At 63.4% G+C, this 22649-nt stretch carries 25 protein-coding genes; 8 read left to right on the forward strand and 17 right to left on the reverse strand.

Going from position 1 to position 22649, the window contains the following annotated elements:
• Positions 1-97: 97 nt before the first annotated feature.
• On the reverse strand, positions 98-2422 hold the full coding sequence (locus HY852_RS00995; RefSeq protein WP_291601804.1) for a xanthine dehydrogenase family protein molybdopterin-binding subunit: 2325 nt from the start codon (positions 2420-2422) through the stop codon (positions 98-100).
• 174 nt (positions 2423-2596) lie between these two features.
• Between HY852_RS00995 and HY852_RS01000 the strand changes: the two genes are divergently transcribed.
• Entirely contained in the window at positions 2597-3478 is an 882-nt protein-coding gene (locus HY852_RS01000) for a hypothetical protein (protein ID WP_291601806.1), read from the forward strand.
• Between the two features lie 325 nt (positions 3479-3803).
• Positions 3804-4025, forward strand: a complete 222-nt coding sequence (locus tag HY852_RS01005; protein ID WP_291601899.1) for a hypothetical protein — start codon at positions 3804-3806, stop codon at positions 4023-4025.
• A gap of 127 nt (positions 4026-4152) precedes the next feature.
• Here HY852_RS01005 and HY852_RS01010 read toward each other — a convergent pair whose 3' ends face one another.
• The 8 genes from HY852_RS01010 to hpaR all read right to left on the reverse strand — a co-directional run bounded on the left by HY852_RS01010 (position 4153) and on the right by hpaR (position 9836).
• Positions 4153-4572, reverse strand: coding sequence for a hypothetical protein (locus HY852_RS01010; RefSeq protein WP_291601902.1), 420 nt, complete (start codon positions 4570-4572; stop codon positions 4153-4155).
• A 14-nt stretch (positions 4573-4586) separates the two neighbouring features.
• Positions 4587-4808 (reverse strand): hypothetical protein, encoded by a 222-nt coding sequence (locus HY852_RS01015; protein WP_291601903.1) that lies wholly within the window; start codon positions 4806-4808, stop codon positions 4587-4589.
• A gap of 127 nt (positions 4809-4935) precedes the next feature.
• Positions 4936-5781 (reverse strand): hypothetical protein, encoded by an 846-nt coding sequence (locus HY852_RS01020; protein ID WP_291601810.1) that lies wholly within the window; start codon positions 5779-5781, stop codon positions 4936-4938.
• Positions 5782-6004: 223 nt separating this feature from the next.
• Positions 6005-7279 carry an MFS transporter gene (locus tag HY852_RS01025; RefSeq protein WP_291601813.1) on the reverse strand — a complete coding sequence of 425 codons (1275 nt, stop codon included), beginning with the start codon at positions 7277-7279 and terminating at the stop codon, positions 6005-6007.
• A 151-nt stretch (positions 7280-7430) separates the two neighbouring features.
• Positions 7431-8006, reverse strand: a complete 576-nt coding sequence (locus HY852_RS01030; protein WP_291601816.1) for a histidine phosphatase family protein — start codon at positions 8004-8006, stop codon at positions 7431-7433.
• Between the two features lie 14 nt (positions 8007-8020).
• Positions 8021-8509: a hypothetical protein gene (locus HY852_RS01035; RefSeq protein WP_291601818.1), complete on the reverse strand. Its 489-nt coding sequence runs from the start codon at positions 8507-8509 to the stop codon at positions 8021-8023.
• Between the two features lie 6 nt (positions 8510-8515).
• Complete coding sequence (locus tag HY852_RS01040) at positions 8516-8872, reverse strand: DUF6152 family protein (RefSeq protein ID WP_291601821.1); 357 nt, start codon at positions 8870-8872, stop codon at positions 8516-8518.
• Positions 8873-9209: 337 nt separating this feature from the next.
• On the reverse strand, positions 9210-9836 hold the full coding sequence (gene hpaR / locus HY852_RS01045; protein ID WP_291601824.1) for a homoprotocatechuate degradation operon regulator HpaR: 627 nt from the start codon (positions 9834-9836) through the stop codon (positions 9210-9212).
• On the opposite strand from hpaR, the gene hpaD reads away from it, so the two are divergent.
• Positions 9801-10646, forward strand: a complete 846-nt coding sequence (gene hpaD, locus HY852_RS01050; protein WP_291601826.1) for a 3,4-dihydroxyphenylacetate 2,3-dioxygenase — start codon at positions 9801-9803, stop codon at positions 10644-10646. The two genes, hpaR and hpaD, sit on opposite strands and share 36 nt — an antisense overlap.
• 100 nt (positions 10647-10746) lie before the next feature.
• Here hpaD and HY852_RS01055 read toward each other — a convergent pair whose 3' ends face one another.
• The gene (locus HY852_RS01055; RefSeq protein WP_291601828.1) at positions 10747-11028 is read right to left on the reverse strand and encodes a hypothetical protein; all 282 of its coding nucleotides are present in this window, start codon (positions 11026-11028) and stop codon (positions 10747-10749) included.
• A 219-nt stretch (positions 11029-11247) separates the two neighbouring features.
• Positions 11248-12432, reverse strand: coding sequence for a serine hydrolase (locus tag HY852_RS01060; protein ID WP_291601830.1), 1185 nt, complete (start codon positions 12430-12432; stop codon positions 11248-11250).
• A 464-nt stretch (positions 12433-12896) separates the two neighbouring features.
• Here HY852_RS01060 and HY852_RS01065 point away from each other — a divergent pair, with 464 nt between their 5' ends.
• The 3 genes from HY852_RS01065 (at position 12897) to HY852_RS01075 (ending at position 14002) form a co-directional block, all read left to right on the forward strand.
• Entirely contained in the window at positions 12897-13346 is a 450-nt protein-coding gene (locus tag HY852_RS01065; protein ID WP_291601832.1) for a phasin family protein, read from the forward strand.
• A 206-nt stretch (positions 13347-13552) separates the two neighbouring features.
• Positions 13553-13792 carry a hypothetical protein gene (locus tag HY852_RS01070; RefSeq protein ID WP_291601834.1) on the forward strand — a complete coding sequence of 80 codons (240 nt, stop codon included), beginning with the start codon at positions 13553-13555 and terminating at the stop codon, positions 13790-13792.
• Between the two features lie 18 nt (positions 13793-13810).
• Positions 13811-14002, forward strand: a complete 192-nt coding sequence (locus tag HY852_RS01075; RefSeq protein WP_291601836.1) for a hypothetical protein — start codon at positions 13811-13813, stop codon at positions 14000-14002.
• A 12-nt stretch (positions 14003-14014) separates the two neighbouring features.
• On the opposite strand, the gene HY852_RS01080 is transcribed toward HY852_RS01075, so the two are convergent.
• The 3 genes from HY852_RS01080 to HY852_RS01090 form a co-directional block, all read right to left on the reverse strand.
• A complete protein-coding gene (locus HY852_RS01080) occupies positions 14015-14743 on the reverse strand; it encodes a Crp/Fnr family transcriptional regulator (RefSeq protein WP_291601839.1) in 729 nt (242 codons plus the stop codon).
• A 306-nt stretch (positions 14744-15049) separates the two neighbouring features.
• A complete protein-coding gene (locus HY852_RS01085) occupies positions 15050-16780 on the reverse strand; it encodes a thiamine pyrophosphate-binding protein (RefSeq protein WP_291601843.1) in 1731 nt (576 codons plus the stop codon).
• Between the two features lie 31 nt (positions 16781-16811).
• Entirely contained in the window at positions 16812-18422 is a 1611-nt protein-coding gene (locus HY852_RS01090) for an FAD-binding dehydrogenase (RefSeq protein ID WP_291601846.1), read from the reverse strand.
• 339 nt (positions 18423-18761) lie between these two features.
• Here HY852_RS01090 and HY852_RS01095 point away from each other — a divergent pair, with 339 nt between their 5' ends.
• Positions 18762-19205, forward strand: a complete 444-nt coding sequence (locus tag HY852_RS01095; RefSeq protein WP_291601849.1) for a hypothetical protein — start codon at positions 18762-18764, stop codon at positions 19203-19205.
• 27 nt (positions 19206-19232) lie between these two features.
• Here HY852_RS01095 and HY852_RS01100 read toward each other — a convergent pair whose 3' ends face one another.
• Entirely contained in the window at positions 19233-20222 is a 990-nt protein-coding gene (locus tag HY852_RS01100; RefSeq protein ID WP_291601852.1) for an HD domain-containing phosphohydrolase, read from the reverse strand.
• Between the two features lie 590 nt (positions 20223-20812).
• On the reverse strand, positions 20813-21313 hold the full coding sequence (gene greA, locus HY852_RS01105) for a transcription elongation factor GreA (protein ID WP_367116303.1): 501 nt from the start codon (positions 21311-21313) through the stop codon (positions 20813-20815).
• Positions 21314-21554: 241 nt separating this feature from the next.
• On the opposite strand from greA, the gene HY852_RS01110 reads away from it, so the two are divergent.
• Complete coding sequence (locus tag HY852_RS01110) at positions 21555-21800, forward strand: hypothetical protein (protein WP_291601855.1); 246 nt, start codon at positions 21555-21557, stop codon at positions 21798-21800.
• Positions 21801-21971: 171 nt separating this feature from the next.
• Here HY852_RS01110 and HY852_RS01115 read toward each other — a convergent pair whose 3' ends face one another.
• Positions 21972-22316 carry a septal ring lytic transglycosylase RlpA family protein gene (locus HY852_RS01115; RefSeq protein WP_367116305.1) on the reverse strand — a complete coding sequence of 115 codons (345 nt, stop codon included), beginning with the start codon at positions 22314-22316 and terminating at the stop codon, positions 21972-21974.
• Positions 22317-22649: the final 333 nt, after the last annotated feature.

Raw genomic sequence — 22649 nt, forward strand, 5'->3', positions numbered from 1 at the left:
CGCTGCCTCGATGTCGCACTTGGAGGGGGATTGGCTTGATCGGCACGGCACCGGGACGTTCGTTCCCAAGACCGGGCGCCGCCAACCTACGGCATTTCTAAGCGCTCACCTTCAGCTTCGGGGCCGCCTGTATTGCCTGCCAGACGCGAAAGGGCGTTGCGGGCATGTCGAGATGCCGGACGCCCAGCGGCGTTAGCGCGTTCATCAGGGCGTTCATGATGGTGGCGGGCGCGGCGATTGCGCCGGCCTGACCGCTTCCCTTCACGCCCAGCCGGTTGGCGCGGCTCGGAAACTCAGATGTCAGTCTGCCCTCGAACGCAGGAAGATCGCCCGCCCGCGGCAGCGCGTAATCCATAAGCGAGCCTGAGAGGATCTGGCCTGTGTCCGCATCGAACAACGCGTGCTCAAACAGCGCCTGGCCGATACCTTGCGCGACGCCCCCATGTACCTGCCCGAGCGTCAGGCGCGGATCAAGCAGCCGACCGTAGTCATCGAAGATGACGTAGCGGTCGAGTGTCACCTCACCCGTAGCAGGGTCGATCTCGACTTCAGCGACATGGCACCCGTTGGGAAAGGTGTATTGGTCGCAGAGATGGGTTGCCTTGTGCGCCAGACCGGGCGCGACATCGTCGGTGGTCACCTGGTATGAGGCTCGCGCCACCTCGTTAAGGCTGATCTCCTGCCCGGTCGCGGCCACGCGCAACGTGCCTGCTTCGTAATGGATGGCATCGACACTGGTCTGCAGCAGTCGCGCGGCAAGCCGCCGCGCGTTCTCGATCAGGCCCTCGGCCGCGAGCAGCAGCGCGGTGCCGCCCTGATGCATGGAGCGTGCTCCGCCATGCCCGCCCCCGCTGTCGAGATCGTCCGTATCGCCCTGCCGAAACCGGAAGCGCTCGAGCGGCAGCCCAAGCGTGTCGGCCGCGATTTGCGCATAAGTGGTCTCATGGCCCTGGCCATTGGAATGCGTACCGACCTTCAGATCGACAAAACCGTCTTCGCCGAAACGCACTTCCGCCACTTCGTTGGGCTGGCCGCGCGCGGTTTCGAGAAAACAGGCATAGCCGAGCCCGCGCAACCGGCCCCGCGCGCGCGAGCTTTGCCGGCGAGCCTCGAATCCTGTCGCCGCGGCGACGGCGTGATCGATCGCATGAGCAAAGCTGCCCTGCTCGACCGAAAGGCCCATTGCGCTGCGATGGGGAAAACGCCGAAGGATGTTCTTGCGCCGCAGCTCCAGCGCATCCATCCCGAGCTCAACGGCGGCGATATCGATGCAGCGCTCGATCAGATAGTTTGCCTCGGGCTTGCCGGCGCCGCGATAGGCATCGACCGGCGTCGTGTTGGTGAAGACGCCTCTGGTCTGAAATGCGATCAGCGGGATGTCGTAGACGCCGCCCGTCGCGCTCGCCATTGCCATGGTCGGCACCCCCGGCGCCAACGTCGAAACATAGGCACCCATGTTGGCGAGGACCCTGGTTTCGAGCGCCAGGAAGCGGCCATCCCGATCGAGCGCAACGCGAGCCCATGCGATGCTGTCGCGGCCATGCGTGGAGGCTACGAAGTCTTCGCTGCGGTCCGCAATCCACCTGACAGGCCTGCCCAGTCGGCGCGCCGCCCACAGCACCAGCACCCATTCGGGATAGAGGACGTTCTTCATCCCGAAGCCTCCGCCGACGTCGGGAATGCTGACGCGAAGCTCCTGACGCGGAATGCGGAACACGAAGTCAGCGAGCAGGTCGCGGATCATGTGCGCACCGGCTGCCGAGGCGGTCAGGTGCAGACGGCCGCTCGCGGCGTCGAACTCGCCGAGAGCGCCACGTGTTTCCAGCGGCGCGGCCACGACCCGGTTGTTGACCAGCTCGCATTCCACGACACGGGGAGCGTGACGGATCGCCGCTTCTACCGCCCCGACCTCGCCGCGGTTGAATTGGAACGCAATGTTGTTCTCGGCCTGCGGCCAGATCGACGGGGCTTCCGGCAAAACCGCTTCTGCCAGGGAGATGACCGGCTGCAGCGGCTCGTAGTCCACGACGATGGCCTCGCCGGCATCGCGGGCGCTTTCGGCGCTTTCCGCGACGACGAACGCGACGGGCTCGCCGACATAACGAACGGCGTGCCGCGCCAGCGCATGACAGGGCGGAATGATGAGGGGCGCTGCCATCGGGATGCTGGTCGCCGCGCAAGGCAGCGGGCCGATATTGTCGGCGGCGATATCGGATCCGGTGAGCACGGCCGCAACCCCGGGCTTTTGACGCGCCGCAGCGACATGGATCGCCATGATGCGCGCGTGCGCATGCGTCGAGCGGACGACTACGCCATGAAGAGCGTTTGGTGCGGCGAGATCGGCAACGTACCGCCCGCGCCCCTGCACGAAGCGCTCATCTTCAAGGCGGTTGATGCTGCGTCCCAACAACGGCGCGGTCATATGAAGGTGTATGGAACCTGAGCGCGGCAAAGGCAACAGCAGCTGCGCTGGACATTTGCGCAACACGCCAGCGCGGACTTCTGCGCCGATTTAGGCCGCAATGTCATGCAGGTTTCCGGCTATTATGGCTGAGTTGATTCGGTCGCGGATTGCGGAAGCGCGAGGATATTCGTGATGCGATTTTTCAGGCGGGAGCTCGGCCCGGTCGAGCGCTTCGAGAATGCGTTGAGGGATAAGCAGGCGGCGCGGCGGAAGCTGGTCGAGCGGTTGAATGCGGCAGAGGCGGAACTCGTAGCGAAACGCGCCGCCGCCGAGCGGCTGGCAGTAGGCGGCGCCAGCGATGCGCAGCTCGAGCGGGCCGAAGCGAAGATGCGCGCGATCGAGGACCGCGCCAGAACGCTGCGCGCCGATGTGGCGGAACTCGACGAGCAGGTCGCCTTGACCGAGCGGGCGTTGGCGGAGGCCACGGCGCAGCGCGGCCGCGAGCTGCTGGCGGACCAGATCGAGACGATGATCATGGCGATCGAGCGGGCTGCGCCCGGATTTCGCTCCGCCGCAGCCGCGCTCGTCGAGGCGGTGACTAAAAGCGCGGCATCCGTGCCGGAGGCAACGAAGTTTTCGGCGAGCGTCGACGCGGTGGGCCGTGAGATCCTCGCAGCCGCGGACCTGGTATGCTGGGAGCTGCGGACAATCGCAGTCCGCACGCGCGCGGGCAACGGCAACGTAATAGCCGGCGCGCCGGCCGAGCCGGAGCGACCGGCAGATTTGGACACCGAGCGGCAATTGGTCTACTCGCTCAACCCGCTGCTGTGGCGCGAAGGAAGCGAGCTGCGAAGATATCCGGCGTTCGCGCTGGTTGAATTGCCGAAAGCGCTGCTGCCGGTCGCACTGCAGCATCAGCACGTCGACCATCTGGGTGCCCGGCGCGTGCAGACTCTCATGCACGTCCACGGCAGCGCAGGCTCTCAAGGCGATCTGCTTGAGGACGCGCAGTTCGTCGATCTCGATGCGCTCGCTGTTGCGGACGACGCGGGTGCCCGGGTCGACGTGGCCTGAACCGCACTGATGCCGCTCGTCGCGGTGCGCGTGCTCATGGCAGCGCATCGCGGGCTTCAGATTGCTGGATGAGCAATGGGAAGCGCGACAGCAACGGCCGAAGATGAATTTGTCATCGCGCTGTGCCTGGGTCGGTCCGGCCTGCGGTTTCCTCGCAGCGCGGCGCCTCGTCGCTTCCGCTCGTGACAGCGAACATCCATTTCGACCTGAAGCGACCAGTGGATCAGGGGCCGGCACCGAATAGCCGTACCCCCGTCATCTAACCTCCCAGCTGTCGCCACGAATCGGGTTCACGCAGGCGTTACCATTAGGGGGGAAGGTGGTTATGCAGACCCACACAGGCAGCTCGACGGAGACCAAGGCAGAGATCGAACGGCTGCGGCTGGAATTGGCGGCAATCAACCAGCGAATCGTTGAGCTTGAGAAACAGCATCCAGAGGCATCGAAGTTGGACGCGTTGAGAGCAAGCGCGCTCTCGATCGCTCGGCAGATCGATGATCTTCGCTGCTCGACTACGACCGAACTGAGTGAGCTTCTGGCCAAGTAGATTGGTCGCTCCGTCAAGCCTGATGGCTTTGCCCGGCTCATCGCCGCCGGTTTTATCGATCAGAGCCCGTCGAAACCCGCGCTGTCAGTCCAAGAGCCTATGAGCCCGTCGGTTTGAAACGGAAGGCTCAAAATGGTCGCGCCATGGGGCGCCCCCATCTGAGCAACGGAGGAAAACTATTTGCGACGGCCAAGGCGCTCAGTTCGCTCGTCTCCAATGCGATCTTTTGCGCGAGCATGACATCACCCTCGACGAGACCGCCGGCAGGCACGAAACACCAGCCCATTCCGCACCGGCCTGCAGCGTCGATTTCGTACACGTTGGCGGAGGTTCCCTGACGGATGCGATAGCGCTTTCCCGTGTCGCACCCGATCACGTCGAAATACCCTTCCGCATCGAACTGAGCGCGCTGCTCCGCCGGCAGCCATTCGCGCAAGAGGCGACGCCCGCGAGACTGGCTAGTCCTCTCCAGTAGGAAAGTCCTATAGAGCGCCCGCAGTGCCCGCACCCGCAGACCTGTGTCTAGCCAGCGACCACAACCGAACATGACGTCTTGATACTTCAACCGCCCACAAGGCGCGGAAAGAACAATGTCTCCTCAGCAGTCGGGTCAAACGATCTGATTTTCGAGACTTCGCCCGAGCCGGTTCGGACGGCCGCAGTGAAGCCCTTTGCCGTCAATTCCTTGAACCGCTTCTCGGCCTTTGCCAAGGCTTCGGGGTCTGTTTGCGTGAAGTAGTGCCGGCTGTCGCCATTATGGTCCATAACGATTTGTGTTGCCATGTGAGGGTCCTCGTTCCCACCCGAAGAAGGAATGTTGATGACCGGCCCAGAGTTCCTTCTTTTCCGATCATTCTTGGCACTTTCGCCATGCAGGGCACGAATTTTTCCTCTATGCACCAACACGGCTCTACGGTCCTTGAGACTTGGAGGCCTGCGGCTGCGCTCGGGCCTGGTTCGGTGTCGGCACCGGTTTAGCCCTGGGGGCGAAAGTCGCCAGGGGCGGAGGTCCGGGTGGCCTGGGCCGCAGGTTCTGCTCCGAAGTGCGGGCGATTTCTTCCTGGGTTGCCTCAAGCTGTTCGGCCGAATTCGCATTCTCGCGAGTTATTTGTGTCTGCACCGCCTTGAGCTGATCGGCAAATGACGCGAAGTCGCGAGCCATCTGTGCCTGCCCCGCCTTGATCTGCTCGAGCACTGCGGCATTGTCGCGAGCCAATTGTTCTTGTGTTGCCTTGAGCCGCTCGGCCAATTCCGCATTATCGCGAATTAGTTGTTCCTGGCTCGCGTTGAGCTGCCTGATCCTTTGCTCCGCGCCCGCGAGATCGCGCGCCAGGGTCTGGATCTGCGTCGCCAGCTCGGAAGATATCGGGGCCGCCGGTGCAACTGCGTCGAGTGCAGGGGCGCTCGGCTGCACCGCAGCTTCCCGCTTCACCAGCAGCTGTGACACCTGCTGTGACGCCCACCGACCCACATTCAGTCCGGCGCTGTGGGAACTCAGTTGCCAAGCCAAAACAGCAAGGCAGACGCACGCTGCCAGGAACAAAGCGACAATGCCCCCCCGCCCTGGCCTGCCGAGCGTAGGCCGCTTCTGCTGAACCGGGCCATGGAACTCGGACTCTTGTTCGAACCTGGAAGGCTTTTCCTCTTCGGGCGCGGAATGCTCATCCGTGCGCCCAATCTGCTCGCACGCCTCCTTGATCAAGGCGATCGCGACCTCGCGCCGTTCAGCGTGTTGCATGTCCGGCGCGGAGTTCATTGGCATTTCTTTCCCATGTCAGCCAAGGGGAGCAGCCGTCGGTTTCACTGAGCCGCCCAGTGTGTCAACGAAGCGTGGCCTAGATAGGGCGCCTCAATGTCAGTTGAACCGGAAGAACTTTTCGGCCCAGCCGCCCAGCTGGATGCGAACCGGCCATTGGCAGCCTTCTGTGTCGCCCGGCAAGTCTCGGCAAACGAACAGCCGCTGTCGATGGCGGATCTCGTTATCCCCGGCCGCGCATTTCTTGACTGGGCTTGATATCCTGAGAGCGGCCGTAGATCGCGACGGCGACTATCAACACCAGGGTCAGTACTCCAAAGAGAGCGCGGTAAGCGGTTTCAGTACGGGCGCCGTCAGCCAGCGGTTCGAAAGCGCCGACGACCATGCCCGAGAACGTTTGCAAGCAAGCTACGCCCAGCATCACCGACGTGTTGATCGTCGCTATGCCGCGCCCGATCAGCCGGTCCGGGAAGATCGCTCGGCCATGGGTCATCACCATCGTGCTGGATGCACTAAAGAAGCCGATGGCAATGACAGCGCCGACGGGGAGCCAGATCGGTGGGGTCGGTGTCAGCGCAAGCGTGGCGAGGATGGAGACGATCACGATGTGACCGCCTATGGCGATCCATTTGCGCGTGTCCAGAAGGCGGTCCAGCGGGCCGAAGGCAAGCATCCCGACCTGGTAGGCAATCACGGCCAGCAGCAGGACGTTGCCAGCCTCGATTGGAGTTAAGCCATGCACCTCCCGCAGGAACGGACCTCCCCACAAACCCTGGACGGTGAAAGTGCACGCGTAGCTGCAAAAACTCAGCACCAGGATGGGCTTCAGGCGGGGGCTGCTCAGCACCTCCAGAAGGCCTTGCAGCATCTGGCGTATTGGCTCCGGAGTTCGGGCCAGGAATGGATGGCCGGGCGGCGCGTCGCGCACCAACACCCATATGGCGATCGCCGCGACTGCTGTGAACAGGACGGCAGCGCCGAACACGATGCGCCAGCTGGCGGCCTGAGACGCCCACGCCAGCGGCGTGGTCGCAATCAAGTTGCCGAGCAGGCCAATGGCGAGGACCATGGCGGTGAGCGTGGAGAAGCGATCCGGCGGAAACCAGCGTGAGATCACCACCATACTGCCGATGAGCATGGCGCCGAAGCCGGCACCCATCAGCACACGGCCTGTGAGCAGAACGGGCCAGGTCGGCGCCATGGTGAAGATGATGCCGCCGATCGTGGCGAGCATGAGCATACCGGCCACGGTACGCCGTGGACCGAAGTGGTCGAAGAAAAAGCCGCAAGGTATCTGCATGGCAGCGAAGCCGAAGAAGAAAGCGCCCGTAAGTGCTCCCAGGGCTTCCGGTCCGATGCCTAAGTCGCGCATCAGTTCCAGGCCAATCGTAACGTTGGAAGCGCGGAAGAAATGGCTCGCCACATACGCGGTGGCCAGCGTTGTGACGATGACCAGCCCCCGGCGGTGGGGAAATGAGTGCCGCTCGGAGGGCCGCATTGCTCGAGTGATGTCCCGCTTCTGGCTGGAAATATTGGACCTTATGCGTGCTGGAAGTGCAGTTCAAGGTTGAGGAAGATGGGAAGGACGATCATTCAGATCCATCGAACTGTCCTGCCGCCGACGCCGGCGGCAGATCAAACGTTATCCGTCAATCAAGTCTCAGTCGACCGACACGTTCGATTCCGCCGCCGCTTCCGCTTCGCACCACGACGATCTCGCCGGTCGCCGGCAAGATCCCCGTGAGAGCCATAATGTTCGCACCATGCGTCACGACGAGAAGGATGCCGTTCCCGGTCCATTTACCGACGACCGCGCGTCCACCGGCGACGAGGAATTCTCGCTGATCGCTGAGCACGACCACATTGCCGAATGTCGGCTCGGCTTCGACCGGCCCCAGCTCCAGCAGCGTGGCTGTCTCCTTGCAGCGGCACCACGGCGAGCTGAGGATTCTTTCGACCTCAATTCGTTCCGATTTGAGCCGCGCTCCGATCCTTGCGGCGTCGGCGCGTCCCTTGGCACTGAGGTTACGCTGGGTGGCGCAGTCATCGAGCCGGAACCCCGGCGGATCACCAGTGCCGCCCGGGGCGTCGGTATGACGCATCAGGGCAACATGCCGGCCACCGCGCAACGCGGCCCAAGCCTCGGCCTCGCCGGCGCGGGCGGTGTCCGCCGCGGTTGAGAGGCTGAGAAGGATTGCAAAGATGGCGAAACGACTCCGGGACACGGCAGCGGCTCCCGTCAGAAATACGCGATCAGGCGCCCGGCGCAGACGGCGCCGAGCCACAGCAGAAGCGAGGCGAGCGCAGTGACTTTTGCGCCGCCGGACGCCTCGCCGTGCCAGTGCGCCACGCGCCGCCACGGACCGGCATGCGCGATCACCACGTTGACCAGGGCCGCCGCGATCAGCAGCAGCTTGGTCTGGAATGCAGGGTTGCGCACGACATGCGCGGCATCGGCGCTGAACAACAGGAACCCCATGCTGATCGCGAGCAGAAAACCAACGCGTGACAGTGGCAGCAGTAATTGCGCCATCGGCTGGATCGCAATGGCGCTTCCCAATCCGAGCAACCTCAAATCAAGCGCCAGAATAGATCCGACCAGCATGACAAAGCCGAGGATGTGCAGGATCTCGACCGCGGGATAAAGGGAGGGTGAGCTCCGCATCACATGACCCAGCGCGCTTTCCTGCAATACAAGGAAGATCGACGCAGCCGGCTGATGTTCCACTCTGGTCTATCGCAATTCTGTGCGCTTGCCGCCGAGAACGATGTACTCGATCCGCGCCTCGTCCGGATTGCTGGTATGAGCGTAGCCGAACACGGTGCAGGTCTTTCCAGGCGCGATCATGTCGGGCGTGACGCCGCGCCGCTCCATGCGCGAAGGCGGCGCGAGGATGAAGCGCCAGTGCTTGCCGTCGACCTCCATCTCGATCTCGCAATGCGGATTCTGGTAAGTCGATTTCAGGATCTTGCCGGTGATGGTAAATGACTTCGACGTGTCGTATCCGCCCCAGCCGTGATGGGCGATCGCCGCGCCCGGAGCAAGAGCAGCCGCCAGCGCCAGGAACAGGCGACGGGTCATTGATGTCATGCGCTGCCTCCGGCGCTATGAAAAACAAACCGGTGCTGGTGAACTCATAGCGCTGTTTGCGTGGCCGTTCAAATGACAACCGGGTGACGCAGACCTAGCGCGCGGTGAAACTGAGATGCTTCGGCGCGGCATGCTTTTCGAGTCATCGAATTGAACCTAGGATCAGGGACTTTCGCAACATCGATGGCTGGGATCTTGCCTGACCACCGCGATGTGCGCCTGCACGCGGGAAGCGAAGCCAGCGCCGCACAGCACCTGTGCTGAGCTTTGCGGCATCGCATCGCAACCTGCCCACGCGCTTTGTCGTACGCCGAACCTTCCGCCGACGAACCCGGCGCTAGCCGCTCGCTCGGCCTGAGCGGCCGGGCTTCCGTTCGATGGAGTCCAGCGGCAGGCTCAAGAGCCGGTCGAGCACCACGATCAACGACGCCATCAGATCGACGCCAACGACCCTCTCGAGGTCGCGGTAACACGCGTCAACAGAAGGCGCTACCTCGCGAACCAGCGCGTGCCCTTTGCCGGCAAGGGCCACAAACACCTTGCGCTGGTCCTCTCTGCTGCGCTCACGCGTGACGTATCCGACTTCTTCCAGACGCGAGAGAATGTTGGAGAGGCTGGGTCCGGAGATCTGGCACAAGGACGAGATCTCGTGCTGTTCGAGCCGATCGTGATCGCTCACGACCCGCAATATGCGCCACTGCTGCTCGGTCAGGCCAAAGCGATGAAAGATCGGACGGAAATGCTGAAGGAGCGTCTCTCGCGCCTGCAACAACATCATCGGAAGATTCCGCCGCCCGACGATACCGTTTTTGCGGGCTTCTGCCATTTTCTTCATGGAAGTTACTTGCTCTCCGCGATGCCGGTCTTGACTCGTTAAGATCATAACGATTATTATCTTAACAATATGTTCGATACTGGGGAGGAGTCCATGGGTAAGATCGTCCTGGCGGCCAAGGTCGCGCACGTACCCTCGATCCTGATCTCGGAACGGGAAGGACCGCTGAAGGGAAAGCGCGACGGCGCGATCAAGGCGCTGCGCGAGCTCGGCAGGAGAGCCCGCGACCGAGGCGCCGACACGTTCCTTGTCTTCGATACGCACTGGATCTCGAACTTCGGCTGCCACATGAACGCCAATGCGCGTCATCGCGGCACTTATACGAGCCATGAAGCGCCTCACATGATCCAGAACATGGCTTACGACTATCCGGGCGATCCTGAACTCGGCGACGCCATTGCGGCCGAGGCTGGCAAGGACGGTCTCGAGGTGCTGGCGCACAAGGTCGAGACACTCCCGCTCGAATACGGGACGATCGTGCCGATGCATTACATGAACCAGGGCGGCTGGGCGCGCGTCCTGTCGGTGGCGGCACCGATCTTCGCCAGCGTCGAGGAGAACCGCAAGTTCGGAGGCGCCTGCGCACGCGCCATCGCGGCGTCCAACCGCAAGGTCGCTGTCCTTGCCTCCGGCTCACTGTCGCACCGCCTCGTGTCCAACGATCAGGTCGGCGACGGTCAGTGGGAGCAGGTCGGCAGCGAATTCAACCGGCAGATGGATCTGCGCGTCCTCGACCTGTGGAAGGAGCGCCGCTATGCCGAATTTGTCAGGATGCTTCCCGAGTATTCGACCAAGTGCAACGGCGAAGCCTTGATGGCCGACACGCACATGATGTTCGGCCTGCTCGGCTGGGACGCCTACAAGGGCGAGACCGAGGTGCTCTGCCCCTACTTTCCGTCCTCCGGAAGCGGGCAGATCATCGCCGAGCATCATCTCTGAACGAGCGCCGGCCGGGACAGCCGGTAAGGAACCGCAAGCCGGATTGAGCGAAGCGAATCCGAGACCGCTCTCGCTTCGCTCGTCGGGCGGCCAGCCACGGTCAATGCACTCGATGCACGACGTGCGGGCGGCCGAGATGCAGCAACCCCTGAACGGCCGACAGACGATCTTCCAACGCGGCAATCGTGGCTCTCAGATTGTCACGTCGCTGATCGAGAATCCGGCTGGCGGGATCGGACAGCTTGGTCTTCGCCCGTTGCCGACGGATGTCGAGCATCGACCTGCGAAGGCCTTCGATCAGAGCCGTCAGGCGCTTCGCCTCGTTCGACATTGACCGTGATGCGACAATGTGGCGGCGCGTTTCCAGGTGATGGTGTCTCATCCATGATTCCTCCCATTGCCTACCCCCGTGAAGAGGTTGACCGGAAAATCTTACCGCCCACAAAATCCAGCTCCGACGAATTGGATCAAATTGCATGCGCTTGTCGGTGGGACCTCGTGACCAAGGAGCGGACAGGTCGATTAGGGGGATCGCGGCACTATCCAAGAAAGTGCCGATCCGATCGCTTCCCGGAGTTCGTCGATGAGAGGTCAAGGACGATCATCCGCTCGCGTCGCCCGCGACCTGATACACGGCGCGCTCGAAGGCATCGAACGCCTTGAGGACCACAGGATCGACGAAGGGCAGGATCTGCGTCATGAACACGCCGGCGATCTTCGCCGCCGGATCGAGCCAGAAATAGGTGTTGTTGAGGCCCGCCCATGCGAGGCTGCCCGCGCTCCTTCCGCCCGGCACCGCTTCGACATTGATGAGGAAACTCAGGCCCCATTTCTTGACAATGCCGGGCATCAGGTCGACGTCGCAGGACAGTTGCGGGTTCTGGGTTGGCAGCGGCTGCACGTTGAGCGCGCCCATGTGGTTCGCGCCCATCAGGGCGACGGTCTCTTCCTTGAGGATGCGCGCGCCCTCCAGTTCGCCGCCGTTCATCAGCGCCCGCAGGAAACGCAAGTAATCGGACGCGGTCGAGAACAGGCCCCCGCCGCCCGGGTAGAACTCGCGCGCCCCCGCCGCGCCCGGCGGCTCGGTCATGACCTCGAGGGCGCCATCCGCCTTGCGCGCATGCACCGCGGCCATGCGGCCGGCCCATCCGGCTCGTGCGATGTAGCTGGTGTCGCGCATGCCAAGGGGGCCGAGAACCTGCTTCTGTAAGTAAGTCTCGAGATCGAGGCCGCTCACCGCCTCGATGAGACGCCCGACCATCTCGATATTGACGCCGTATTCCCAGCGCTCGCCGGGCTCATTGGCGAGCGGCACGGTCAGCGCCAGCAGCTTGCCGCTGCGCATCGGAGGAATCTGCTTCTCCTCCATGTAGCGCGCGATCCTGTCGTTCCACATCTCGTAGGCAAAGCCGGCGGTATGCGTCAGCAGGCGCCGCAGCGTGATTTCGTTGCGCGGGGGCCGCAGGACGGGACCGTTGTCGTCGAAGCCGACAAGGACCATGGCCTCGCCGAGAAACGGCAGGACTTCCCTCGCCGGCTGATCGAGCGAGAGCCTGCCCTGCTCGACCAGCTGCATGGCGCCTGTCGCGGTGATCGCCTTGGTCATCGATGCGATGCGAAACAGGGTGTCGGTCGTCATCGGCTCGGGCTGTGTCACTGCCCTGCGTCCATACGCCCCTTCGAAAATCACCCCGTCGGCCGTCGCCGCCGCGGCCACGAGTCCCGCAATTCGGTCGGGCCCGAGCGCCGCCTCGAGCGCCTGCCGGATTGGTTGAATGTCACGCATGAGAGCCTCGCAGGAACCCGGTCGATCCGCGCCCGGAAGCAGGCAGCGCGTCGGCCTGGCCGGATGAGAATTTGGTACTGGATAGCACGGCCGAGGGCCAGTTTCCGGTTGCGCCGCCCTCGGTGCGGCAAGCCGGGGCACCAAAGCCGGAGTTAAAAGCGTTGCCAAAAAGCAGCAACGCTTCGCCGCCTGCACGCATGTCCGCGCTATGCACAGGGATCGGTATTGTCGCGGTCTTGACTTCTCGAAAAATATTTCGGGCGAGAGTCGCAAACCGAACGGACAAAAGCTGCGATCCTCGACCATAGTCGTATCAGGGCTGGTCGAAGCTCATCCAAACAATGCTGGAATGCGGAAGCGGGACAACTGCCCCGCCTCCTGTGTGCTCCGCGCTGCAATGCAGCGGCTCGGGGAATGATCGCGCTTGGGAAAAAAAGGATCTTTGTGCAGTGAGTGAAAGTGAAATGAAAGCTACAGCGAACGAAACGAACAGCTTTGCGATCCCACCCTTCGAATTTCCAAAAATGGCGCTGCCTGAACTTGGCGAAATCGCCGAGCGGGGGCTCGCCCGCGCACAGGAAGGCTGTGAGAAGATGAAGAGCGCGTCGGAAGCGGTAACGGACACCCTGCGCCAGACCTATTCGAGCAATGCCAGCGGCGCGACCGACTATGGGCTCAAGGTGATCGAGATTTCGAGCGCCAACACCACCTCTGCGATCGATTTCTTCGCCGAGCTGCTGGGCAGCAAATCGATGACCGACGTCCTTGCCGTGTCCGCGGCGCAGGCGCGCAGAGCCTTCGAGACCACCTCGGCGCAGAACAAGGAATTGTGGGAACTCGCCCAGAAGGTTGCAAACCAAACCAGCGAGCCGATCCGGAGGCACGTCGCCAACGTCCTTCAGCAGGCCAAATAGGCGCCCCGTTCGATTCACGTCCAAGGTTCGCTCAGGAGGGAATCCGGCCGGTTGGACCAAGCGCCACGAGCACTGCCCCCACGTGCTCGAACGAACAACAGGTGCTCGACGCCCCCCAAGTCCTCGCACCGCCACAAGAGGCGCAATCCAACCGGCCGGTCTTTTTTTGCTCAACATCAATAAAGAGAAAAGTAAGGGAGGCTCACATGGGTATGGTGATGATCGAGTGTCCGCAAACCGGGCGCGCAATTCCGACCGGCATCAAGACCGACCGCGACAGCTTCATGCGGAGCGCGGTGTTCTTCTCGCGCACCCGCTGCCCGTTCTGCGACACCGATCACTCCTGGTTCGCGCCCGAAGCCTGGGTTCAGGAGTCCGGCAGCTGGGCGATCCCGCCCCGCGCGGGCTCCATGGCTGATGGTCCCGATACAGCTCATCAGCGATGAACGTGACGGAGGGACACCATGGCGCAGACGCAAATCCCGCCTGAAACCTCTCCCTTCCTGCTGCAGGCCAAGGACTTTCTTAAACGGGCACGCCGACTGAAACCGGGCCCGGCCCGCAATGAACTGCGCGAAGTGGCAAGGGTGCTGCGCCAGGTCGCAAGGCAGCAAACGCAACATGGATTCGCGCCGCCCCCGGCGGAGCCACACTGATCGGGACTCCCGCTATTCCTTCGGTCCGGAAGCGGCTTTACGCTCCGGGACGGTCGCGTCTGCCTGCAGGGGCGCCGCGGCGCGCGGCACCGCGGACAGCTCCTCGTCATAGCTGCGGCCGAGCCTGGCCTGCATCACCGCATAGCATTCGCACGCAACGTTCTCGAGCCGGTTGCGGTCGATCTCGATGAATCCGCGCCGTTCGGATCTGATTGCCCCGGCGGCGCGCAGCCGGCTCATCGTCAGCGTCACCGTCGTCCGCCGTACACCGAGCAGCTGGGCGAGGGCCTCCTGGGTCAGCGGAAGCACGTCGGCGGCAACACGGTCGTGAAGTTCGAGCAGCCACCGCCCCATGCGCCGTTCGACCGAATGCAGCGCGTTGCACGCAGCGACATGCTGAAGCTGCAGGAGCTGCGTCCGGACGTGGACGTGCAACACGTGCCGGATGGCGGCGCTGCGGGCAAAGGCCGACTGCAGTTTCGGGACAGGAATCTGCAACGCGGTGCCCGCCACGCGAACCGTCGCGGTGACAGGCGAGCGAGAGGGGCCGAGCACGGCGAGCACGCCGACTGCGCCTTCGGGGCCCATCAGCGTGGTCGCGACCGTATGTCCGTCGGGCATGTCGACCATGAAGGCGATGGCGCCGCTACTGGGAAAGTAGACTTGGTCGATCTCATCGCCCGAGCGCAGCAGCACCGTGTCGACACCGAACGCGACGTTCTGAAGGTGCGGCTTCAGCAAATCGAAGTCCGCACGGGGCAACGCCGCCAAGAGCCGGTTCGCTTTGCTCGTCGGGCGCACGGGCAGGGTTCTTCTCTCAAGTAATCAAAACAAAATTAACGTGGACAGTGGGAACTGGTTCCTCCCGATACAGCTGCCCCGAACGCCACCCGCCCAGATGTTGTCTTCCGGACGGGTCCGGCCGGGGTGGGGCGTGGCGTCGATGCGCGCCGTGCTCGCGAGGAACCTTTGATCGAAACGCGAGTTCCGCGGGAACGTCGCACCAGCCGCAGGGCGGAGCCGCCGACGAAATGCGCCGGCTACAGCCTACCCCGCCACATGCCGGATCGCCGCACGGGCGAGGAAGCGCAGTTTTTCGTTGAGCGGGAAGCGGGCAAAGTTGGTCTTCACCGCACCTTCGGTGAACGCGGTGCGCTTGGAATAATCGATGCGCACGGCGACGATCACCGGCCTGCCCGTGGCCGCGGTTCTCTGGGCCTCGGCGATCGCGCCCGCGATCTCACCGTTGTCCTTCATCGGCACGTAGGCAGCCCCAGTGGCGAGCGCGACGCCCTCGATGTTGAGCTTGCCGATCCTCGTGCACGGCTTGCGCCCGTAGGGAATGGCCTGGGCCTGGCCGATCTGCGCGAGTTCGCCGTCGTTGAAGATGTAATAGATCACCCCGAGGTCGTTGGAAGAGGCGGTGACGATCTCCATGCACGTCATCATGAAGGCGCCGTCGCCGACGACCGCCTGCACCGCGCGGTCGGGGAATGCGAGCTTGGCACCGATCGCCGCCGGCACTGCATAGCCCATGCAGTTGAAATCGGTCGGCAGGATCACGCTTTTCGGCGCATGAATCGGCATCAGCTCGGCGGTGAGAAAGGTGTGATTGCCGTCGTCGATGGCGAGAATCCCGTCATCCGGCATCTGGCGCCGCAGTTCGTCGAAGAACCGCACGGGGTTGACGAGACCGCTGGCGTCGTTGCGATACCAGCTCTCGTGATACGCCGCCTTGTCCTTCCTGATCTGCTCGCGGATCGCGCCCTGCCCTCGCCGCACTCCCCTCGCCTCGAGCTCCTTGAGGAGCTGCTTCAGCACAACGCCGGCGTCGCCCGCGATGCCGACCTTGGCCGGGTAGTTGGCGCCAAAGACATCGGGATTGATATCGATGTGGATGAGGTTCTCCGGCACGTCCGCGCCATAGCTGCCGGTTGCGATCTCGGCAAAGCGCGTCCCGATCGCGACCATGCAGTCGCAATTCTTGAAGGCGTTCTGCGCCGCCGGCACCGCCGAGGCGCCGAAACCGAAGCCGGTGTGCAGCGGATGATTGCCGAGGAAAACCGAAAGGCCTTGCAGCGTCGTTGCCACCGGCGCCTCCAGTCTTTCGGCCAGCGCGACGAGTTCGGCGGTCGCATCGCGCGCGCCCCAGCCGGCAAAGATACAAGGGTGTTTCGCCTGCGCCAGCAGCTCCGCCGCGCGCCCAATTTCCGAAGGGGCCTCCACCACCGGCGGCTTTGCCGGCGCGAACTGCGGCAGCTCGCCGATTTCCTCGGTCATCATGAGGATGTTGACGGGCAGCTCGACAAAGACCGGGCCCGGCTCGCCGGAGGTTGCGATCGCATAGGCCTTGAACAGCGTCGGCACGACCTCGTCATGGCGGGTGACGCGGAACGTCGCCTTGGTCAACCCGCCCATGAACTTGTGAGTGTCCATCTGATGGAGCTGATAGCGGTGGCCGGTGTCGGTGCGCGGCCCGCCGGAGATCACCAGCATCGGCACGCCGTCGAGAAAGGCCTCGCCGATGCCGCTGGCCGCATGCGTCAGCCCCGCGGCCGGCACCACCGTCAGCACGCCGATGGACTCGGTGAGCCGCCCGACGGCATCGGCCATAAAGGAAGCCCCGCCCTCGTGCGTGACCAGCACCTGGGTGATGCGGTTCGACGAGTTCAGCGCATCGTAGAGCTCAGTCGTGTGCACGCCGGGAATGCCGAACGTAAAGCGCGCCCCGATCTGCTCCAGCGCGTACACCGCAAGCCAGGCTCCCGTTCTCTTCATGATGTCCCCTTACCGCTCATCCGGGCTACGCCTACATTTTGCCATCGATCGCCGTGGCGGCAATACGGCCTGAGAGGATGCAGCCGCCTAGGAAAGTGCCTTCCAGGGCGCGCAGGCCGTGCATGCCGCCGCCGCCAAAGCCGGCGGCCTCGCCAACAGCGTACAGTCCCGCGATCGGCTGCCCGGCACTGTCCAGCACCCGGCTCGCGAGATCGGTCTTGATGCCGCCGAGGCTCTTGCGGCTGATGATGAATTCACGAACGGCGATCAGCGGCAAGGCCTTCGGGTCGTTGATCGGCTGGAACTTGCACAGGCGAATGCGATCGCCGCGGTATCGCCGCAAGTAGGCGATGCGGCGCAACTGCTCGTCGTTCATCAGGCTCTCGCCGCGGGCGATCGTCGCATCATATCGTCCGACTGCATCCTCGACCGCCCCCAGGTCGACCGCGCTATCGCCCTGCAGCGCGTTCATCTTGTCGACGAGCTCGGGCAATGAAGATGCGGTGACGAAATCCTCGCAGTTATCGAGCATCTCGTTCACCAGCCAACGATTGCCGAGCAGGATGTCACGGACGAAGCCGAGCTTGTTCTTTTCGCGAATGGACGGGTTGAACTCGGCGCCGGATATGGCGAGTTCCTTGAGCGCAATCTTCCGGTTCATCAGCTGCCAGGAATAGGGCCGCTCCTGCGCGCAGATGTCGGTCACCAGCCGCCGCGTGTCAAAGCCCGACACCAGGGGCTGCGGTCCCATTCGCATCCCGCGCCAGTTGAGCCACAGGGCGGAGCGCGGCGGCACCAGCGACAATCCGTGATGCGGCTTGCGCGGCCGCGGATGATGCACGCCGGCGGCATAGTTCCACATCTTGTCGAGATGTGTCAGCACGCCGCCCACGGCGGCTGCCGCAACATGAAGCCGGCCGTCGGCAAAGCGGTGCGAGCCGTTCAACAGTTCTTTCGGCGGGGTGCCCCAGTCGCGATGCCAGTTCTGGCGCACACGATCGAGGTCGCCATTGATGCCGCCGGCGGCGATCACCACCTGCTCGGCCTCGGCTTCAAACGCCGCACCGGTCTTTTCGTCGACGCCGGTCGCGCCGCTCACGCGTCCGGCGCGCGAGGTGAGCTGCTCGACGCGATGATTGAAGTGAAGGGTGAGCCGACCGGCATTCGGGTGGGCCCGCAAGGCGCCGATCAGCGCCTCCGCGATGCCCTTGCCGGTGCCCCAGGCGATATGAAAGCGTGGCACCGAATTGCCGGGACGAAATTCCCCGCGCTCCACCCAATTGACCACGGGAAGAAAGCTTACGCCGTAGCGCCGCACCCACCGATAGACGTCCGCCGTGCAGCGCTCCACATAGGCTTCCGCCCAGGCACGGGGCCAGCGATCGTCCGGAGAAAATTCCGCGAAGCTGCACCAGTCGGCCAGCGCAAGGTCCTTTGAATCCCGGATGCCCTGGCGGCGCTGCTCCGGCGAGTCGACAAAGAACATTCCGCCAAAGCTTTCGCGGGCGAGCCCGCCGAAGGCGCTTGCCTCGTCGCGGTCGAGCATCAGCACCGACTTGCCGCCATCGAGCAGGTCGAGCGCGGCGGCAATGCCGGCGATCCCCCCGCCGACGATCAGGACATCGCTGCGATAATCAGGCATAGGCTTCCGGTAGCTCCCTTCCCCGCTTCCGACGCGTCTTCCGCGCCTTCAGCTCCCTCCTTGGCTCGTAGCACGGTTTCGACAGCTTGTGGATCGGTCGAGATCCGTCGGAAAACGCGTCGCCGGATGAGCGCAGCGATCCGGGGCCAGTCTCGCCACGTTTTCCGGATGGCGCTGCGCTCATCCGGGCTGCATGTTCGTCGGCATCCACGGCCGCCGGATGGTTAATCTTCTTTTACCCTTACCGATAATTTGTTGCGGTTACAGGAAACGAGAAAACAAGTCGCAATTGCTATCGTACTCTTCGTACTCGTTGTCGGGGTTCGTAAGAGGGGTTGGATGCTGAAGTCGTTGCTGATTGCCGCAGCCGTGCTGGTTTCGGCCGAGCAGGCCTTTGCGCTCGGACACGGACACGAATCGTCCTCAGCACCGCCGCCGGCCGCCAAGGAGGAACGTCCGCCGCTCCCGGTGCGCGTCCTCAGGACGAAGACCGGACCCCTGCTGGTCGATCCCAAGGGCATGACGTTGTACTATTTCGACCGCGACGACAGCGGCAAGAAGTCGAACTGCAACGGCAAGTGCGTCGAGAGCTGGATTCCGCTTGCTGCGACTGCAGACGCCAGGGCGACCGGCGATTTCACCGTGATCACCCGCGACGACGGCAGCAAGATGTGGGCCTATCGCTATCGTCCGCTCTACACCTCGCAGGCGGACAAGGCTCCCGGCGACATGAACGGCTTCGATCCGTCCAATCTCTGGCACATCGCCCGCCCTGCCTTCTAGGCCGGGCGCCGATCGAACCTGAAGGCGTCACCTGTGCAGCGCGACCTGGCGAAACGCCACGAGCAGGGGATGCTCGAGCTTGCCGCGCATGCCGCACAGAACGTCGTAGGCAGCCTCGCGCGATAGCGAATTCTTGTAGCCGCGATGCTCGATCAGCGCGGAGAAGATGTCGGACATCGTCAGGACGCGCACCAGGTCGGAAATGCTTCCGCCGCTGATCCCGTCGGGATAGCCGCTCCCGTCGAGAAACTCGTGGTGGTGCCTGATGGCGTCGAAGACTTCATCGGAGATCTGCGCGTTGTCCCTTAGCAAGTCGCATCCGACGATGGAGTGGGTCTGGACCAGCCCGCGTTCGGACGTGTCGAGCGGCCCAGGTTTGTCGAGGACCGTGACCGGCAGGACGGCTTTGCCGATGTCGTGAAGCAGGGCGGATGTGTACAGCCGCTCCAGGTCGGTTCTTCTTCGCACACCGAGACTCACGCCGAAATCGACGACTACTCCCGCCACCAGGAGCAAATGCTGAAAGGTTCCCTCATGGTGACGACGAACCGCATCCATCCATTCGGCCAGCCCGTGCTCGCTGATCGCTTCGGCCATCCGGCTTCCCGCTTCCTGAACATCCTTGATGTCCAGGATCGCACCGTGCGTTGCCTCAACGAACATCCGGCCCAGGGCGTTGGCCACGTCCAGAGCCGTCGAAGCGATCTCCGACGCTGGCGATGGGCCGACGGGGATTGTACCGTACAGCACCTTGAGCAGCGCTGCCTGATCGACCGGGCCGTAGAGCACGCGCGAAGCGCCAAGCGCATAGGCCTGAGATCGGGAAAGATGCGATGTGTCGTCGATGAGAAAAATGCGCTTGCCGCCGCCGTCGGGATCTCCCAGAGACGCGCGGACGGCGAGGATGTTCTGGGTCGAGCGCAGGTCCACATCGACCACGACGGCCTCATCCGGGCCGGCCCGAACGATCTCGTTCCCGAGCAGTCCCGCAGTTACGGCGAACCTTGGCTCGAGCATCGAGCGCAACCGATGCAGCCTGTGGGGCCGATCCGCCATGACGTGAATTTGGCTGAGCGCCCCCGCCCTGTCCGAGGTTCTGACGACAGGACTGGCGACAATCGATCGATGGGCAAGTAATGATCGCTCGCGGTCAGGAGGCGCGATATCTGACGGCCGACGCGACAGCCTGTGCGGCATGGGAGCACTTCCTTCCCGTTATCGTTCTAACGGTGATGTCAGGCAGCCCACACCGGCTTCAGCAACTTGGTTACCGGTCGCCCCCGGCAAATGCCGGCAGCTGTTTGGATCGATCGAATTACCCCGAGTGACAAATTCCCATTCCCAGTTTGCGCGCCAAGGCGCGACTTCCAACTATGCGAAGCTAAAACGCGCCAGTTGTCGGCTGGTAAATTCTCGCATCGGTAAGAATACGTAGGCGCAAACGCCAACTGAGGACCGTAGTACCTTCCAGTGCGTCATTTCATTTGCGTTTCCGCAGCTCGTCCCAAGCGAGCTTGGTTGAGACCGATTATGATTCAGCCACAGCTGAGAACGCGACGCACTCGTATTCTGGAAGCGTGCCGCTCCTTGCCGCTTTCGTCCGTGCCTCAGGCTATGGCCGTGATCTCTGCGTCTTCCTTGCCGGCACGCACGATCTCGCCGACGCCCTTGCCGAGCAGCGCTCGCGCCAGAGGCGAGACATAGGAGATCGATCCCTTGGCCGGATCGGCCTCGTCCTCGCCGACGATGCGGAAGGTCTGTTGTCGCCCATCCTCGCGAACGATCGTGACGGTGTGGCCGAACTGCACGGAGTCGGCGCCCGGCTCTGGACTGCGCAGCTCGGCCGTGGCCCGGCGGGCGCTCCAATAGCGCAGGTCGCGCCCGGCCTTTGCCAGCGCATCGCGATCACCCGATCCCTGCGCCTCGGCATATTCCCGGCGCGCGGCTTCCATTACCTGTTCGATCAAGGCAAGGCCCTGCTCGGTGACCAGGTTCGGGTGTCCCGAAAGCGGCCGATCCGGAAGCGCGTCGACATAGGTGTCTTCGTTGACGAATGCCCGGCTCATTGCCGACATATAGGCCGCCGCGGCAATTTTTCCATCTGCCACGGACTCGTCTCTTAACACCTCAGTTCGCAGGGCACATTGGCCGAAGGCGAAATCCGTCGTTCGCTCGCACGAAGTCCAGCGGGTTATGCCGGCTGACGCGCACCGATGCCCTATCGTCCGGCAACGAAAGTTTCGGCACGCGCCTCCCGGCAGAACCAGTTGAGCCACAATCGCGCCCAAAGAAACTCCGAATTGCAAATGTACATTCCTCCGACACGCCTTGAAACGGGGGGACACCTGAATGCGCCATGAGCAGCAACCGCTTTCGTGTGATCAAGCGACAGCGGATTTCAAGTTCAACTTTCAAATGACGAACATGGGCGGGAGACACGCCTGCACTGTCAGCATCAAAGCGCCCAGCAGGAACGAGGCGGTGTCGTTCTTCCGTGAGAACTGGCCGACAATCGAGAAACTTGCTCGCGAAGGTCTGGCGACCACTGCTGGACGGCAAATCACTGTCAGATTAGGCCTGCCCGACCAGCACTGAGATCGAACCGTTTGCGTTCTGATGACCTCAACTGCCGGCCTGCGCGACGCGCCGCGATCACCGCCATTCGGTGCTCCGCGCCAATTGCGTTTTCCTTCGAGCGTTCGAGTATCGTCGTAACTTGATGAAGCAACCCGCTTTGAGCCTAGCGGCAGGGTTCGCCTCAACCGGCTACTGGACGACATCCAGCCGCACGTTTGCGACGCCCTTGCCGACCATTCCCAGCTCTTGCGCCGCGGAATGAGACACGTCGACGACGCGCCCCGGCACGTATGGACCGCGGTCGTTGACGCGCACCGTCACCGATCGGCCGCTGTTGACGTCGGTCACCCGCAGCTTTGTGCCGAAGGGCAGCGTCGGATGCGCAGCGGTCAGTTCGCGCGCATCGAACCGTTCGCCACTCGCGGTCTGCTTTCCTTCACTGTAGAAGCTGGCCACTCCCTGCGAGGCACTCGTGGCGTTAGCCGCATCCTTGCGGGATGATGCGAATTGCGAATATTTCCTCTTAGCCGCCACGCGCTCCTTCACGGGCAAGAAAGCCGTTCGCCCGTGAACCGCTGATGCATCTCGGGCCACTGCGCTTGACCTCTGGCTGACACCAGACGACTGGGCGCAGCCCGCGAGCGTCGCGGCCCCGAGTACGACAGCGATCATCCGTATGACGTCGCGGACACGATCGGCTGACGAAACCCGCGCACCAGCATGAGTGCGGCACGCTGGATCGTACGAACTTGCGGCATGATCAATGGAAGACATGTTGCGCTCCCCGACTCGGCCCCAAGCCGAATCCAACAGGCACAAGGGCGCAGTCCAATCAGGGCAGAACGGCGGCCGGATGAGCCCAGTGCG

The organism is Bradyrhizobium sp. (genome assembly GCF_016213215.1).
Classification (GTDB): Bacteria; Pseudomonadota; Alphaproteobacteria; order Rhizobiales; family Xanthobacteraceae; genus Bradyrhizobium.